Annotated in this window: 13 protein-coding genes and 1 rRNA gene; 12 read left to right on the forward strand and 2 right to left on the reverse strand. The window is 40.4% G+C overall.

Annotated elements, in window-relative coordinates:
- The 7 genes from KBF71_00790 to KBF71_00820 all read left to right on the forward strand — a co-directional run.
- Positions 1–81, forward strand: a 23S ribosomal RNA gene (locus KBF71_00790); the annotation flags it as partial.
- A gap of 343 nt (positions 82–424) precedes the next feature.
- Entirely contained in the window at positions 425–949 is a 525-nt protein-coding gene (locus KBF71_00795) for an NAD(P)H-dependent oxidoreductase (protein MBP9876856.1), read from the forward strand.
- A 98-nt stretch (positions 950–1,047) separates the two neighbouring features.
- A complete protein-coding gene (locus KBF71_00800; GenBank protein MBP9876857.1) occupies positions 1,048–2,112 on the forward strand; it encodes a beta-lactamase family protein in 1,065 nt (354 codons plus the stop codon).
- A complete protein-coding gene (locus tag KBF71_00805; protein ID MBP9876858.1) occupies positions 2,109–2,654 on the forward strand; it encodes a GNAT family N-acetyltransferase in 546 nt (181 codons plus the stop codon). Before KBF71_00800 ends, KBF71_00805 begins: the two co-directional genes overlap by 4 nt.
- Entirely contained in the window at positions 2,651–3,874 is a 1,224-nt protein-coding gene (locus tag KBF71_00810; GenBank protein ID MBP9876859.1) for a hypothetical protein, read from the forward strand. The genes KBF71_00805 and KBF71_00810 overlap by 4 nt, the downstream gene beginning before the upstream one ends.
- Before the next feature lie 9 nt (positions 3,875–3,883).
- A complete protein-coding gene (locus tag KBF71_00815; protein MBP9876860.1) occupies positions 3,884–4,753 on the forward strand; it encodes an aminoglycoside phosphotransferase family protein in 870 nt (289 codons plus the stop codon).
- A 15-nt stretch (positions 4,754–4,768) separates the two neighbouring features.
- The gene (locus KBF71_00820; GenBank protein ID MBP9876861.1) at positions 4,769–5,872 is read left to right on the forward strand and encodes a leucine-rich repeat domain-containing protein; all 1,104 of its coding nucleotides are present in this window, start codon (positions 4,769–4,771) and stop codon (positions 5,870–5,872) included.
- A gap of 17 nt (positions 5,873–5,889) precedes the next feature.
- Here KBF71_00820 and KBF71_00825 read toward each other — a convergent pair whose 3' ends face one another.
- Positions 5,890–7,593, reverse strand: coding sequence for a PAS domain-containing methyl-accepting chemotaxis protein (locus KBF71_00825; GenBank protein ID MBP9876862.1), 1,704 nt, complete (start codon positions 7,591–7,593; stop codon positions 5,890–5,892).
- Between the two features lie 143 nt (positions 7,594–7,736).
- Between KBF71_00825 and KBF71_00830 the strand changes: the two genes are divergently transcribed.
- The 4 genes from KBF71_00830 (at position 7,737) to KBF71_00845 (ending at position 12,202) form a co-directional block, all read left to right on the forward strand.
- The gene (locus KBF71_00830) at positions 7,737–8,735 is read left to right on the forward strand and encodes a sel1 repeat family protein (protein ID MBP9876863.1); all 999 of its coding nucleotides are present in this window, start codon (positions 7,737–7,739) and stop codon (positions 8,733–8,735) included.
- A gap of 82 nt (positions 8,736–8,817) precedes the next feature.
- Complete coding sequence (locus KBF71_00835; protein ID MBP9876864.1) at positions 8,818–9,417, forward strand: J domain-containing protein; 600 nt, start codon at positions 8,818–8,820, stop codon at positions 9,415–9,417.
- A gap of 11 nt (positions 9,418–9,428) precedes the next feature.
- Positions 9,429–10,376 carry an AAA family ATPase gene (locus tag KBF71_00840; GenBank protein ID MBP9876865.1) on the forward strand — a complete coding sequence of 316 codons (948 nt, stop codon included), beginning with the start codon at positions 9,429–9,431 and terminating at the stop codon, positions 10,374–10,376.
- A gap of 11 nt (positions 10,377–10,387) precedes the next feature.
- Positions 10,388–12,202, forward strand: coding sequence for a hypothetical protein (locus tag KBF71_00845; GenBank protein ID MBP9876866.1), 1,815 nt, complete (start codon positions 10,388–10,390; stop codon positions 12,200–12,202).
- Here KBF71_00845 and KBF71_00850 read toward each other — a convergent pair.
- Positions 12,192–13,700, reverse strand: a complete 1,509-nt coding sequence (locus tag KBF71_00850) for an NTP/NDP exchange transporter (GenBank protein MBP9876867.1) — start codon at positions 13,698–13,700, stop codon at positions 12,192–12,194. The two genes, KBF71_00845 and KBF71_00850, sit on opposite strands and share 11 nt — an antisense overlap.
- 211 nt (positions 13,701–13,911) lie before the next feature.
- On the opposite strand from KBF71_00850, the gene KBF71_00855 reads away from it, so the two are divergent.
- Entirely contained in the window at positions 13,912–15,294 is a 1,383-nt protein-coding gene (locus tag KBF71_00855) for a hypothetical protein (protein ID MBP9876868.1), read from the forward strand.
- Positions 15,295–15,351 lie beyond the last annotated feature (57 nt).

The following is a 15,351-nucleotide window of genomic DNA, read 5'->3' on the forward strand; positions in this document are numbered from 1 at the left end:
CTACCACGTCGATAGGTCGGGTGTGGAAGTGCAGTAATGCATGAAGCTAACCGATACTAATAACCTAATCGGCTTGATCTCCTTCTCTGATCATCATTACTTACTCTATTCCCCTCTCTTCATGAGTCGGGAAATGCAATCCAAGTTCTCAATTCATAAAAAATAACGACTCTGAATAAAATCTTCAATAACTATTCAGATCTACTAAATACACCAAAATTATATATCTCTTACGCAACTCTCATAAAATCTCTCATACAAAATCTAATATATCCCCACAAGTTAGACACAATAAACTCTTATAAATAAGTGATTTGTAACCCTGCCCTTCAAATCTATACCCTCTATAAAGTAGTTTTAGCTACTATGTTAATTTTATCATTCAAGAGCTAGAGCTGAGCCTAAACAATATTGGAGTTAAGTAATGAGTCAAGTGATTATTTTAGGGTCTGCGCGCAGTTCTGGGAATACACGCAAAGCGGTTGATGATATGTTAAGCCAAGCATCCATCGATATGATTGATTTAAATGAGCTGTCAATCCACCCATTTCATTATGATTTTCAGCATCATGATGATGATTTTATCCCCTTAATAGAACAGCTTCTTTCTTATGATACTTGGATTATAGCAACACCAGTCTATTGGTACTCAACAAGCACAATTCATAAAATTTTTCTAGATCGTTTAACGGATCTTTTGATCCATCGAAAGGATCTAGGCCGAGGGTTGCGTGGCAAGAAAATATATGTACTTGCGAGTTATGGCACATCACTGCCAGATGGATTTGTTGATATGTTCACACAAATATGCACTTATTTAGGTATGGAGTACCTAGGAACGTCATTTATTTATAGCGGAAATGAGAATTCTGACTTATTGTCTTTAAATTCAGAACAATTAACCAATGCTCGTAAAGTGCTTGGGATTAATTCATCATTGAGTGAATAGTTTAATGAATCATCTTCTTACACGTTGATTACTTTCCTCCTTGCTTTTCCTTATTGCCCCAGCTACCCTGAATAAAATTAGCACACGAGGAATATACCATGAATCGCATTATCATAAGCATCTGTTTGCTCTTATCATTTGTCGTTACTGCAACACAATCTTTTGCTGAAACATTTAACATCAACGATATTCAGTACCTCATTACTGAAATAGAAGAAGAGGCTGCAGAGCTTGCGGGCGGTGCCGTAGCAATCATCTCAAATGATCAAGTTGTTTATAAAAAAACATTCGGACATACAAAAGCCGGCGGAGCGCCTATTGATGAGAATACACTTTTTGCTCTTGCGTCTGTCTCAAAGCCTATTGTCTCAACGTCGCTTGCAGCTCTGGCTGATAAGGGCAAAGTCAAATTTGATGATCAAATCGCAATCAATGGTCTCAACTTACCCTTGAAATCTGTGCTGAGTCATACAACCGGCTACAGAGTGCGTGGAGACGCCGATATTGAAAAAGGCGTGAGCCGAAAAACGCTTCTTGGTTTACTCAATAAAGACACCCCAAAATCAGGCACATCTTATTCCTACAGCAATACTGTTTATAGCCTTACAGAAGATTATGCACAATCAAAAGGCTATAATATGAATGAGCTGATGTCTGGGCTTAATATCGGTTCAACAGTTTTACCTGCCAAATCAAACAATCTTGCCCTGCCTCATGGGGCGGATAAGACAAAATTAAATTTCCCTTCGAATTATCAAAAAATTGTTCCAGCATCGGCGGGTGTTTTTGCCTCCCTGAATGGAATGATCGAATTTGTACAGATTATTTCAGGGAATAGACCAAATGTTGTCTCGCAAAAAACACTGGCTCAGTTATTCACGCCTGTTGCCCAGGCTGACGATGTCTTCACTTGGAATATTTTGCCATTCAAAAACCAGGATGTAAATTCATCCTATTGTCTAGGCTGGAGAAAAGTCTCATTAAAATCAGATGCAAAATCGGCACTGGTTTTCCATTCCGGTCGTATTAATGGGGCAACAGCTTTTGTCGGGATCATTCCTGACTCGAAAATAGGAATTGTTATCATGGCAAACCAAACCTCAAGCTTTCCTCTCAGAAATGGTCTTAAAATTTGGAAGGAAGTTGTGCTGGCGCATCAATGATCACTCTTACATTCAAACCCTTAAGCGAATCACATTTCCCGCTTCTTTTAAAGTGGCTGGAGGCGCCACATGTGAAAAAATGGTGGGATAGGGGTATCGCTTATACGCTTGATTTGGTGACGGAAAAATATGGGGATTATGTGAAGGGCTATAAGGCTGTTGATGGGGCTCAAAAACCAATAGAGGCGTTTGTTATTTGTGCAAACAATGTTCCTGTCGGATATATTCAGATATACAATGCCTATGATTTTCCGAGATATAAAAGCCTAACAGGCTTGCCAGAAAAGTTAGGCGCTATTGATCTTTTCATCGGAGAGGAAAAATATTTAGGGCAAAACATTGGCTCACAAGCCATTTCTCAATTTTCTCAGCAAAATGCGAATCGTTTTTCGCATATTTTCGTGGACCCGGATGTGCACAATATTGCGGCCATCAGAACCTATGAAAAAGCTGGATTTAAAAAAATATCGATACAACAAGAACCTGATACTATTTGGATGATCTTGAAAAGTGATCTTACGAAAAGAGGTTTGATATCATGAAATATGCCTTGATGCTTATGGGTTTTGTCATGTGTCTTCTATCTTTCCAGGTAAGTGCCGAGGAGATATCAGATCAAGATTGGGTGCTTCGCGCAGAGCGCGGGGATGCAGAGGCGATTTATATGCTTGGTTACAAAGGCATTGGAGAAAAAGGACCAAATTATTATTATGAAATGGCAGCTAGAAAAGGTCATCCGGAAGCGATCACCCATATGCTAGATGCTCTCTTGTTTAGAGCAGATGAAAATGCTGATGTCCAAAAGGCGAAGGAATTTTCAGATATTGCCCGGAAGATGAAAATTGAATCACAAATTTATCGTAACCTTGATGTGGTTGATATTTGTGCAAAAGCAGGAAAGCCAGATGTGATGGCTCAGGGTCAGATCTATCCCGATCCATCGTTTGAAACATGTAAGGATGAGCACAAGAATCCAGAGACTCTTAAAACTTGCCTCTTGCAGCGAGGAAATAACATTGATATGGCAATGATTTACGCCAATGGTATTTATGTTCAGCAAGATTTATGGAAGGCCATTTCTTATGCCTGTCATGGCTGCTCTATTCCGGCGGAATTACAATCGATGGTTAAAACATTACATAAAGCGACAGAGACGGGCACGCTCGACCAGCCATTTTCATTTTGTGATCATGCCACAGGCACGCATTCAACAACAGCCTGTTATCAAACAAAAGTTGCTGATGATCAGCGTCAGCTTTACACCGAACTTGATTCGCTTGCTTCGTTATTCGATGAGGATGAAAAAAAATTATATGAGGCATTACAAGAAAAAGCTTTTGCCTTTTTTGATCGCAGAGCCTCAAGTGAGCAAGATCTCAGCGGAAGTATGCGTGGGATCTTTCAAACTGAATGGGAATTTGATCAAAGACAGTTTTTTCTTGAGACGCTGAAGAAGCTTGAAACGCAAGCTTTGACATTGTCTCATAAAGACTCTGTAAAAGCACAAAAGGCAATGGATCAATCTTATGAAAAAGTCATTCATTCGCTGAAAATAGAAACAGAGAAAAGAACTGCTGATGGCATGAGTCCAATCATTGAGGTCGAAGATGTGCAAATGACACAAGCAGGCTGGACAGAGTTTCAAGAAGCTTTTACAGCATTTGCAGCAAAACGCTATCCTAAAATGAATCAAGATCATTTTAAAGCCTGGCTTTTTGAGCAGCGGATTGAGCAGCTAAATAAACTTTTAATAGGATTGTGAGGATAAGTGATACCAACTCCTGAACTCGTCCAAAAACTCATATCGGAGCAATTTCCGCAATATGCACATTTGCCTATAAGCGAGGTTGAAAGGCAAGGGCATGATAATTACACCTATCGTCTTGGCGAGGAGATGCTCGTTCGCCTGCCTTCGGCGGTCTGCTATGCAGAGAAAATTGCAATTGAATATGATCTGCTCCCAAAATTAGCAAAGCATCTTAGTTTTAAAATTCCATCACCTTTGAAGATAGGTGCGCCATCATCAGATTTTCCCTATGCATTTTCACTCTACAAATGGCTTACTGGAAAAAGCCTTAATTTACTTGCTCTGAATGAGAGTGAAAATGAGCAATTGGCCTCTGATCTAGCGCAGTTTTTGAAAGAGCTACAAGCCATTACGGATGTCTCAGGCCCTCTCCCAGGCCAGCATAATTTTTGGCGTGGAGATCATATCAGTGTTTATGACAAAGACTTTAGAGCGCAGATAGCGAAGCTTGCGGATATTATCGATGGTGATAAAGCAATGGATTTATGGGAGAGAGCCTGCGCCACAAAATGGGAAAAGGCTCCAGTTTGGATTCATGGTGATTTTGCAATCGGGAATTTTTTGATTGAAAAGGGCAAGCTGTCTGCTGTCATTGATTTTGGAGGGGTTGCCATTGGCGATCCGGCCTGTGATCTTGTCATTGCTTGGACATATTTTTCTGGAAAGGCGCGATCGATTTTTATAAATGAGAATGAGCAAGATCCAGATACTTGGCTCAGAGCGCGCGCATGGGCACTGTGGAAAGCAACTTTTGAATTATGTGAGTTGAATGATCATCAGGGCCGAGGGGCTGCCCTGCAAATGACAATTATTGATAATGTGATGAATGCATAAATAAAAGGAGATCCTATGTCCGCAATTGAAATGAACCCAGAGGTTCTGACTGCAGAAGAATTTGTAGCGCTTTGTCCCAAAGAGACTGTCAGGTCGGTTTATGTGAGTATGAAAGTTTTAGGGCCTATTAAGGGCCTATTATGTCATCGATGTAAGGCCGATATATACAAATATCTTCTTGCCTTTGATGACTGGTGTCCAGAAGTGCATGATCAAGAGCTTAAGAGCCGAAGAGTCTATCGAGATATATCGAATGTTCGTAAGTGTTTTGAGGGAGAGGCAGGTCAATATTGGGCAAGTAAATCACAAATGGCAGAAGTTTATCCCCATTTCAAAGCCTATGTATCAGGCTTGATTCAAGAGGAAGAACAAGCTTATTTGAACATGAGGACAATCGATGTCACGATTGAAAATATACCCTATATTCTGAGTAACATGCTCCATACCTATGAGGAGGGGTTTTATCCCATTCAACATTCTCATCGCATTTATTTAGACCAGCTCTCATTCGATTATTTTTTGAGAAAAAGTGCAGATGTGATCCCTCAAGTTGAAGAGGTATCAAAATGGGATCCTGAGGCAAATGAAATCAAAAAATATCGTAGGATCAGACACCCTGTTTTTTTGTTTAAAAAACACTTTAAGGCTTTTGAGGAAGCAAGACATCATGCACTCTCCGTTTTAGGTCTTTCACGTGATCAAATGAATGAGAAAAATGCAGAATTTATTGAGATCTATCAAGAGTTCAGAAGAGAGATTCAAAGGACGGATAGGCAGGCCATTCATTTTTCCTTTCATGATAAAAATCTGATTCTTCTGCCGCCTGAAGTGTATGAATTAGACAAGCTTGAAACCCTAGATTTGAGCGAGAATCATCTTGCATCCTTGCCGCCGGGCATTTCGGCTTTGCAAAATTTGCGGAGCATTGATTTGCGTGGGAGTCACCTACTTTTTTTGCCTGTTGGTGAGCTTTGTACTTTAAAACAGTTAAAAACAATCTATGTTTGTGAGCCCCAAGGTTTTGTTTCGATGATGCCCCCAATCTATTCTCAAAAACTAAGAGATGCTGGTATTGAGCTCATCGCTGCTGGCCTTATGATGAGTGCGATTAAGTTTTAGATGTTCTTTTTGTCTATTTAAGCTGCAGAAGACAGTTTTTGGATGCACTTGTTGAGATTGTCAACGCCATTAGAGGCTTGTTGCATATTTGAGGCAATCTCTCTTGTGACAGCGCTTTGCTCTTCAATGGCTGATGCAACAGCGCCAACAGATTGTTTTACAGCTCCTGTGGCTTGATTCACTGATGCTGCGCTTTCTGCTGCTTGAGTGGACATGTCTTGTAAGATTGAGATTTTGCCAGCAATATCATCTGTCGCCTTGCTGACTTCATTTGCAAGATTTTTGACTTCTGATGCAACAACGGCAAAGCCTTTACCAGCATCTCCTGCACGGGAGGCTTCAATTGTTGCATTCAAGGCCAAAAGATTTACTTGCCCTGCGATATTGCGAATCATATCAACAACTGTTTCCATTGATTTGGTTGTATTTTGAAGAGAAAGCATGATGTCATTTGTCTCTTGAATTTTATGCGCAATATCCGTCACGGCATTGTTAGAGGTTGACATGTTTGAGCTGATTTCTGCAACAGATGCTGTCATTTCTTCTGCCGCACCAGCAACAGCTTGTATTGTTTCATGCATTTGTGATGTGAGATTTCGAGAATCGATGCGTGCAGACATTTGTCCTGTGATATCTGTTGCGAATTTGACAACTTTAAAGGGCCTTCCATTCATGTCTAAGATAGGATTGTAAGAGGCAATAATCCACACTTCTCTGCCATTTTTACCGATTCTTTTATATTCACCAGACTGATATTCGCCCGCATTTAGTTTCGCCCAAAATTCTTTATATGCATCACTTTGTGCATAAGCAGGTTCTGTAAAGATACGATGGTGCTTGCCTTGAATATCTTCAAGTGTATATCCCATTGCATCCAAAAAGTTTTTATTTGCCTTGATAATTGTTCCATCTAGATGAAAATGAATAACAGCTTGAGATTTATCTGCTGCATTAATTTGTCCGCTGTAATCAGCATCTTGGAACTTTTGTTTTGTGATGTCAGTTGCATATTTGACAATTTTAAAAGGCTTTCCATCCATATCTAGAATAGGGTTGTAAGAGGCCTCAATCCAGACTTCTTTACCGCCTTTGCCGAGTCGTCTAAATTGTCCTGTTTGGAATTGGCCAGCCCGGAGCGTATCCCAAAATTCTTTGTAGGTGTCACTTTCTGCGTAAGCAGGTTCTGCAAATAGACTATGGTGCTTCCCTTTGATTTCATCAAGGGTGTATCCCATTGTACTCAGAAAATTGTCATTTGCTGTTAAAATGATTCCATTCGTGTCGAAATGAATAACAGCTTGCGATTTTCCAATGGCTTCAATTTGTCCAAGATGGTCAGCATTTTCAAGCTTTTGTTTTGTAATGTCCGTTGCATATTTGACGATTTTGATGACTTTTCCGTGTGAATTTGTAATGGGATTATAAGAGGCTTCGATCCAGACTTCTTTGCCACCTTTGCCGTATCTTTTGAATTGTGCAACTTGATGCTCACCTCTGCTCAGTTTTTGCCAGAAGTCGTAATATTCAGGGCTGCTTGTATATTGAGGATCAACAAACATGCTGTGATGCTTACCTTTGATTTCATCAAGACTATAGCCCATGACAGATAAAAAGTGCTGATTCGCAGAAATAATTGTACCATTAGGCTCGAAATAGATCACAGCCTGGGATTTTTGAATCGAATCAAGTTCATTTTTATATTGTGAATTTTGAAAAAACATGAGGCGCCTCTTTCGTTGTTTCTCCATTAGTATAATGAAAATAAATTAACCATCTCTTGAGAGAGGTGTTTCTTGCAAATGAAATTAAATAACATATAATTTCATTGCAATTTAACTGTCAATAATTATTAAGGAGAGTCTTGATGTCAGGGGTTCAACAAAGTTTAGTCTATTCAGGTGTAAATGAAGTCAAATCAATTACTTTTACGGCGTTCGAAGTTGACTTCTTCACGGATGCGATTGGCGTAAGACCAAGAGTCTATGGCGCTACTTGTCAAATTAACCTTGATTCTGTGAAAGATATTTCATCCTGGGATAGAGCTTTGGCACAGCCATTCTTTACAAATAGTTATATCTATTTTGTGTCAACTCAAGACCGTGACATGCTACCTTTTGGGTTAAAAGCGATATTTGAATTGCAGTCAGGTTTTTTTGACCAACATGGGATCCCTTTGCTTGAGCTTTTTGCAAAGGGATCCTTTACAGCGGATTATATTGGAAATGCTTTTCAAGCATTATTGCGGATGAAAAGAAAGATGAGCACAAGAGTTCAAGCTTTAGCTTATTTTACAAAAGGCTTATCACATGAATATGGAATAGGTTGTGGTGTTAATAAAATGAAAAGCAAGTATGCATACCGAAAAGCTGCAGATTTGGGTGATGTGCGTGCGTTATTGATGTTTGGTTTTCAGAAGAAAAGCACACAGGAATATGCTCAAGCCAAAGTTTATTTTGAAAAAGCATCAGAGCAGAGATCTGCTGAAGCAATGAATGAATTGGGTGAGTTATATTACTATGGTTTAGGTGTTTCACGAAATTATGATAAAGCGATTGATCTCTTCAAAAAAAGTGCGCTTATGGGTTATCTATTTGCTATTGATAATTTGAGGCAATTGAATGTGGCTTTAGATCTGAGTAATGTTGTTCAATGGACGATAATCCCTCTTGATGATGAGGAAGCTGATGTTGAAATTGAAGCGAGTGATGACGAAGATTTCTTTTCACACATGATGTCTGATGAGACATTGCCTTTTAAAAAGAGGCCGTATTTTCAAGTTGTTACTCGGAGAATAGAGTCTCCCGCTCCAGAAGAATGCACTGATCAAGAGAGTAAAAAACAAAGGATGTGTGCTGACAATTAATCGCTTTTACAATAATTTGATTGTTTTTTCCCAATTTTGCGCAGATTTGTGTATAATAGAATTATGGAAGGGATAAAGCCTCATGGCAGTGCGCAAGAAACAATATTATTATCATCATAAAGATGTGCTCAATGATCAAGAGAGTGCAAAGCCTCGTTTTTGCGATCATCCTAACTGTCAATTAGAAGCTGATTATAGGGCGCCGAAATCGCGCGATTCAATTGATCAGTATTATTGGTTTTGTCTTGACCATGTCAGAGATTATAATAAGGCCTGGGATTATTATAAGGATATGGGGCCCAATGAAATTGAGTCTCACATCCGTTTTGATACAACATGGCAAAGACCAACTTGGCCTTTTGCAAGTGGTCCGCCAAATGAAGTGCAACTGCGTCATCAAATTTTGAATGACGACTTTTTAAGAGATACTTCTCAGTATAAGCCAGCCAACTATCGGTCGGCTTTGCTCTCGAGTACACAGAAGCAGGCTTTTGATTTTTTGAACCTGCACCCTGATCTTTCTTTTGAGAAGGCCAAAAGAAAATATCGCGATTTGGTCAAGAAATATCACCCTGATCGACATCAAGGTGAAGAGAGCAAAGAAGAGATTCTGAAAAAAATTAACGCCGCTTTTGCAATTGTGAAAGCATACTATAACGATCATATGGACTCATCGCGGTAAGGAAAATCAAAATGGATGAAATGGAACCCGATCTTCAAATTCATGTACATCAAACATTTGGGATCCCATCGGATTTGGTTGTTCAAGGGTTTTCGAAAAAAACAGAACATGTGCCGGATATAGATGAGAATTACCATTTTGATAAAAATACGACACTCGCGATTCTGGCGGGCTTTCAGCATAACCGCCGTGTGATGATTCAGGGCTTCCACGGAACAGGGAAATCAACTCATATTGAGCAAGTCGCAGCCAGGCTCAATTGGCCATGTATCAGGATTAATCTTGATAGTCATATCTCTCGGCTTGATTTACTGGGCAAAGACATGATTTGTTTAAAAGAGGGAAAACAAGTGACTGAATTTAAGCCTGGTCTTTTACCTTGGGCGCTTCAGAATCCATGCGCTTTGGTTTTTGATGAATATGATGCCGGCAGGCCCGATGTGATGTTTGTGATTCAGCGTGTTCTGGAGTCAGATGGCAAGCTGACATTGCTCGATCAGAATATGGTTTTGAAAGCTCATCCTTATTTTCGGCTTTTTGCAACGGCCAATACATTAGGGCTTGGGGACGCAACAGGACTTTATCATGGAACACAACAGATCAATCAAGGTCAGATGGATCGCTGGAATATTGTTGCAAGCTTGAATTACTTGGCAAAGGCAGATGAAATTAAAATTATCACATCAAAACTGCCCGTTTTAAGTGATAAAAAGGGCCAGGATTTGGTTGCGCAAATGGTGAGTATGGCTGAACTCACCCGCTTTGGTTTTGCAAATGGCGATCTATCAACAATCATGTCGCCCAGAACCGTTCTCAGCTGGGCAGAAAATTACATTATCTTTCAAGATGTTGATTTTGCTTTTCGGACAGCTTTTTTTAATAAGTGTGATGAGTCTGAAAGAGTGATTGTTGCAGAGTACTATCAGCGGTGTTTTGGTAAAGATCTTGCATTGGAGTAATTTCTTTTCTCATGGATAAGATTGATCATCAGGATTTTGAAACGGCTCTTAAGGCCTGCATGAAAGCATTGGCAGACAATAAAGACCTTTTGGTTCAATATTCTGATCAGGTCGAAAATACGCCCTTTCGATTTTTGGAGGAATTAAAGGCGCTCACCATGCCTTTGCCGAGTCAAAAGAAGGGGAAAATACGGGGAGAGGCAGATGCCTTTTCGCTTTTTGATCGCTACCATGATGCGCATCTTTTTCATCAAGAGGTGCCCTCACAGGCTGATATCAGGCCCTATTTTCTGATGCTGGAGAAAATGAGATGTCACTTGCTCGGATCACAAAGCATGAAGGGTGTGCAAAAGAATTTGTCCTCTTATTATCAAGTGAAATCTCATGTGGAGGTTAAAGCTGGTCAGGCTCATGGGCCTCACTCTATCTTGCTGAATTTGCCGATTGTGCTCTTGAGTGCAGCCTCATCGATTGCTTTGTCTCAAAAACGGAAAGAATCCATCCGCGATATGGATCCAGTTCAGCGAACGATGTTGTCTGATTTATCAGAGAAACTGCTTAAGCAGATTCAAAATCAAAAGAAATTTCAAGAGACGCTTTTAGCTTTTTTTGAGGATCAAGGGCTTATTGTGGGCAATGTGCAAAAGGATGAGCCTGAGGAAATAGAGGAAGAGAACCCTCAGCGGCAAGAGAAAAAAGATCATTCGATCTTGCGGCAAAACCATCAAAAATTTATGCTAAGCCATAGAAGCCCAGGGCAAAAAACAGTTGATGCCGGAGAAGAGGCATTGGACTTTGAGATTGATTCCATTCAAGAATCTGCAGAAGAGCCACCCGACAAATCATCACAGGAACGACAATCTTTTTTTACAAAGAGAAAGGCGAATTCAGATGACTTGCTCTTTCCAAACTATGCCGTTTATACAAGAGAATTTGATTTGACGCAACATGCGGAAGAATTGATTGCGCCGCTTGAGCTCGATCGGTTGCGCGATGCACTTGATCAACAACTTCAGAGTTATAAGAATCTGACAACGCGCCTTGCGAATAAATTACAACGAAAGTTACTCGCCAAGCAAAAAAGAGCTTGGGATTATAATTTAGATGAAGGCGTTTTGGATACCTTTCGTTTAAGTCGAATCATCATGGATCCGGTATCGCACAGGGCCTTTAAGAAAGAGAAAGTTGATCCTTTTAAAGATACGGTTGTGACGTTGCTGATTGATAATTCGGGCTCCATGCGCGGCAAGCCAATTGCGACAGCTGCGATTAGTGCTGATATTCTTGCGAGAACATTAGAGAGATGCGATATTAAAACAGAAGTTTTGGGCTTTACAACAAGTGCTTGGAAGGGCGGTAAGGCAAGGGATCTGTGGGCAAGTCAGCATAAGCCAACGCCACCCGGCAGGCTGAATGATCTTTTGCATATCATCTATAAGGGAGCCGATTCCTCATGGCGTAAATCACGAAAGAATCTTGGGCTCATGCTTAAAGAAGGATTGCTTAAAGAAAATATTGATGGCGAGGCTTTGCTCTGGGCTTATCATCGACTTGAAGGACGGCCAGAAGAACGTAAGATATTAATGGTTATCTCAGATGGCGCCCCTGTTGATGACTCAACGCAGTCAGTCAATCCCAATCACTATCTTGAGGCTCATCTCAAGGAGGTCATTGCCTATATTGAGAACATGACCAATATTGAACTTGTTGCCATCGGAATTGGCCATGATGTTACAAGCTATTACAAAAGAGCTGTGACAATCATTGATAGCGAGGAGCTGAGCCACACCATTCTCACAAAGTTAGAAGAGCTTTTTAATCTTTGACAATATTCGAATAAAGTCGATTTAAGCCTTTAATGGAAATCATCCAGATGGCGACCAAGAAAACGATACAACCGATAATGTAGGGTGCAAGTGATGTTATGTCACCTGCTGTGATAACCAACAAAGCTGCCACAATAAATCCACTTGAGCCTTTGCCTAGACGTCCACCGATCACATCAACCGCAGCCTTCCCTTTGACCTTTAATTCTTGATCAAGCGGAATATAGGCCATTTCTTTTGTTGCATCAAAGAGTGAATACTTGAACGCTTTTGTTAAAACATTTTGAATCATTGAAATGAGGATGAAGACAGCAAGGGGTGTAAGTCCCAGAAGAGTTGCGAGAGGTGTGAGGAGTTCCAGATTGAAATAAAAGAAGAAAAAGGGAGCTCCTGTTAAGAGAAGAATAATAGGCGTAGAAATAGCCCCAACATACCAACCAAAACGGGCAATGACATTTTTTACAAAAAGGATAAGAACAACCCCAGCAATGCTTGTGGACATTGATAAAACGCCCATAAAAGCATTGAATTCATTCGGATTAGGATATTGTTGTGCCAATTTCGATTTTAATAGGAGTTCACAAAGTCCAAAAGTAACGCCATAGGAGAGGACAAGGATTGCAATGAATCCAAGATACTTAGAGTGAATCAGATAAGAAAGACTTTCCATAAAGGATAGTTTTGGTTTCTCTTCTTTGTGCTTGACCACACTTTCGGCTTTGTCATAATAAACAGGGTCCGTGAGAACATTTTTGGTGATCCAATGATAGAGATAGATAATCATCACCCCGGAAAATATGCCAGCAGAGGCTAAATATTGAAGTGTTCTTGACCAGGCTTTTGTATCGGTTACATCAACAGCGCTATAGTAAGAAAAATAGAAACTGGTAAAACCTGCGATAAAAACAGCAACTGCTGCAATAAATCCAAAGAGTGTGTAGAAGCGTTTTGCTTCCTGAGTTCTGGTGATTTCATTTGCAAACTGCCAGAACATCAAGGTGACCATAAAGGCACTCCAAAGTTCAGCCGTTAGGTAGAAAAGTGTATAGCTCCAATAGCCCCAGATTGGAAAAATATACTTTATATTGGGGAATTGAAGCTGAAGATTGGTGATGGTTTCAGGTGATGGATGGAAAAAATTTTGGTTCGGGAAGAGAACAAAGCTGAATAAAGCAAAATAGCCCACGAGCACAATCACGATGAACTTAAAAATTGTATCTCTGGAGTAGATGTTAGAGAGCTTGGTATACAAGAATACCAGTGCAATTGAGATTGGGACAACGATACCCCCTTTTAAGAAGGGGATTGTTTCAGGTCCAGCGCCAGGGGCGGTTACAATAAGTGTGTCTTTTGCATCGCGCAAGATTGTATAAACAAATAAAACAAAGCAGAGCATGAAACTCATGGGGAGAAATTTCTTGAGTTCATGATTATGAATAGGAAGCAAGAAGCCCCTAATAGGGCTGAATTCTAAATTGTGGTTTTGGGTTGTGGTCACTTTTTTACCTTTGAATGTTGTAAAGAGTTATAAACAAAGCGAAAATCAAAGAAGTAATATAGCGGAGTTGGGTGCAGGAATGCAAGGCCTTTTTTCATTTTGTAGAAGCAAAATAGAAAATGTTCACTATTCATTTGCAAATGTAATTAATTTTGTATATTTTACGAATGATATTTTCATAATCCTATTATGACCCGAAAGACATAACAGCATGACACATTTACATGTATTAAACGAACTTAGTTCAACAGTTGAGCACCAAGAACAAGGCGTTCCTTCAGTTCAAGTAGCGCCAGAAAAACAAATCCCTAAATTATATGATATTGCTTTTACATTCCAATTGGGTGTGTTCAATCAGTTGCCACTTGCTGAAAGAGTGATAGGAATTCAAAATACCACTCTATCTCAGAATATCAAAATGAGATTCCTTCAGCCAACTATAGAACGAAAGCTAAAAGAGGCTAAGACAGACGATGCCATCCTCGCTCTTTTTCAAGAGATCAAAAGCCTCTGTTCTGAAGGGGCGGATTTCAATCCCTATCTTTTCCGTTCTGATATGAGACCAATCATCCAAAAAGTGGTAAGAGACCAATATGCGCAGGTGACATTGCAAGATTTTCTGGCAAAAACCAAAGCCTTTCCAGAAGATACAGCTCTATCCGAAATGTTTGGGCTTTGGCATGTCTGCACGATTGAAAATCAAGAAGACCTTTCCTTTATTTTCCGAGAGCAGGCTTTTATAACGAAGATCAACGTCACTTATGAGATGGGAAATGTAGGTGCTGTGGCGCTTGCTGATGCTCTTAAAGAGAACAGGATGCTAACAACCCTTAGTCTTGGGGATAACCAAATTGGAGATGTGGGCGCAAGAGCGCTTGCTGAGGCACTCAAAGTGAACGGGACGCTGACAGACCTTAATCTTTGGTCTAACCAAATTGGAGGTGTAGGTGCAAGAGCGCTTGCTGAGGCACTCAAAGTGAACGGGACGCTGACAGACCTTAATCTTGAAGGTAACCAAATTGGAGATGCAGGCGCAAGAGCGCTTGCTGAATCTCTCAAAGAGAATAGGACGCTCACAAGTCTTAATCTTTGGTCTAACCAAATTGGAGGGGTAGGTGCAAGAGCGCTTGCTGAGGGACTCAAAGAAAACGGGACACTGACAGACCTTAATCTTGAGAATAACCGAATTGGAGTTGAAGGTGCAAGAGCACTTGCTGAGGTGCTCAAAGAGAATAGGACGCTGACAAGCCTTCATTTTGGTTTTAACCAAATTGGAGATGAAGGCGCAGGAGCGCTTGCTGAGGCACTCAAAGAGAACAGGACGCTGACAGACCTTAATCTTTGGGTTAACCAAATTGGAGATGTGGGCGCAAGAGCGCTTGCTGAGGCACTCAAAGTGAACAGGACGCTGACAGACCTTAATCTTGAGGATAACCGAATTGGAGTTGAAGGCGCAAGAGCGCTTGCTGAGGCACTCAAAGTGAATAGGACGCTGACAGACCTTAATTTTGGGGATAACAACATTGAAGTTGCAGTAAAAAAGCTTTGGCAAGAGATGAGGACCTTGTATCCAACAAGAAACTTTCAGCTTTAGTTTTTTCATTTTTTTATGAAGTGACCCTGATGATGCTCAGGGAGAGCGCATGAAAAT

It is taken from the genome of Alphaproteobacteria bacterium (assembly GCA_018063245.1).
Taxonomy (GTDB): domain Bacteria; phylum Pseudomonadota; class Alphaproteobacteria; order JAGPBS01; family JAGPBS01; genus JAGPBS01.